The organism is Paraburkholderia sp. JHI2823, from assembly GCF_038900695.1.
GTDB classification, from domain to species: domain Bacteria; phylum Pseudomonadota; class Gammaproteobacteria; order Burkholderiales; family Burkholderiaceae; genus Paraburkholderia; species Paraburkholderia mimosarum.
This window is the reverse complement of record NZ_JAYMRY010000129.1, coordinates 1-1,541: the sequence shown is the minus strand read 5'-3', so window position 1 is coordinate 1,541 and position 1,541 is coordinate 1. Positions and strand designations below refer to the sequence as shown.

General features: G+C 60.3%; 1 protein-coding gene. It reads right to left on the bottom strand.

The genetic code is table 11. The features are described from left to right. The coding region (locus VSR34_RS37890) for a protease pro-enzyme activation domain-containing protein (protein WP_342965175.1) at positions 1–1,452 on the bottom strand (1,452 nt) is incomplete at its 3' end. Positions 1,453–1,541: the final 89 nt, after the last annotated feature.

Here is a 1,541-nt window from a genome sequence, read left to right as displayed (position 1 = left end):
TAAGTCCGCGTACGCGGCGCCGTCATTCCATACGGTTTCGCCGGCCCACGTCATGGTGCCGGTCGTGGAGAGCATCGTGCCGCCCACTGCGACGACATACGGCGAACTCGCGGGATACTGCACGCTGTATTTGGACAGATCGTTTATCGTGGTGATCGAGGTGCCGTCGGACGTGCCGATGTACCCTTGGTTTCCGTGCGGCGAATACGATCCAACATAGACGCCCGCATCGCCTGAAGCGACTGAGAAGGTCTGTCCTCGCGCAACAGCCTGCTTGAACACGGCATCGGCGGCGGCGAGCGCGCCGGTTTTATAGGACGTATATTCGTCGTTCCCGAGGGACACATTGATGATGGTCGCCTTATCATCAGTCACCGCTTTGTTGTAAGCAGCGTTCACCGTTGCGTCGGTGGCACGGTCGGTGCCGGGACCGCTCATGGCCGGATAGAAGATTAGCTTGACGCCTCCGGATGTGCCGATGATGACCTGGCTGTCGAGAGCAAACTCCATATCGGCGTCGGGGACCGGGATGCCCGATCCATCCTCGACGACCGTCGTGTTGACCTTCGGCAGGTGTGCGTTTTGCGTGAAGGTGTTCAGGTCGGCAATGGTCCGATTCATGTCGCCCCAGGCGATGATGCCCACCGTCGTGTTGGTCGCGGCGGGCAGACTGCTCGCGTCATAGATCTTCGCGAAATCGGTCGGCTCGTGGCCAACCAGCTTCGACGCGTCTGTCGTGTTCTTCTCAATGGAGTCCGGTTCGATGACCGCTTCCGGCGCGAAGCGTTGGAGCATGCTGTGCGGCACGACCGCATTCTGCAGACCGAGTACCGAATCAACGCTCGAGGCGAGCGATGACGGGACACGGGCTGACAAATCGTTCCCATAGGCCGGCTTGCCTTTATAGTTGAAGCGCTTGATGTTCGTCTGGAAGGCGCTTTGCACGTTGTTTGCGTTGCCGTCGGCGGAGATCAGCATGTTGTTCTCCGACACGGAGACGTTGAAGAAGCCGTTCGCCTTCAGATGAGCGACTACGGCCGCGACCTGAGCGTCGGCCGGCGAGAAACGCGCCTTGAACTCGGCCGGCGTGAGGTACCTGTGGTAACTGGGGCTACCCGGCTGATTGAGGTCGCGAAGGAACCTGTCGAGCGTCTCCTCGTTGCGGTGCTTCAGGGTGACGGCAATGTGCAGCGGCTGACTCAGTTCGAGCGGCGTCACATTCGTATCGGTCAGCGCCGGATTGCCGAAGCTGTTCAGCGAGTAGCTCTGCGGGGCATAAGTTCCGGCCGGCGCCGGCGCGTTCGACAGGAGGAACGCTTGGGTGCGGGTCGAGCCCCAGTCGGTCTCCGCTCGGGCGGACAGCGGGACCATCGTGACCGCTACGCCAAGGGAAAGGGCCGCCAGTTCAAAGGCTCTTGGGAATTTGCGATTGCCGAAATAGATTGTTTGCATAGTGACCTACGAAAATTCAACGAAGATGGCGCGCAGCGGAACACCTACCAGACTGCCAGAGAAGAATCTGTACCGCCTCGACGGCTTTG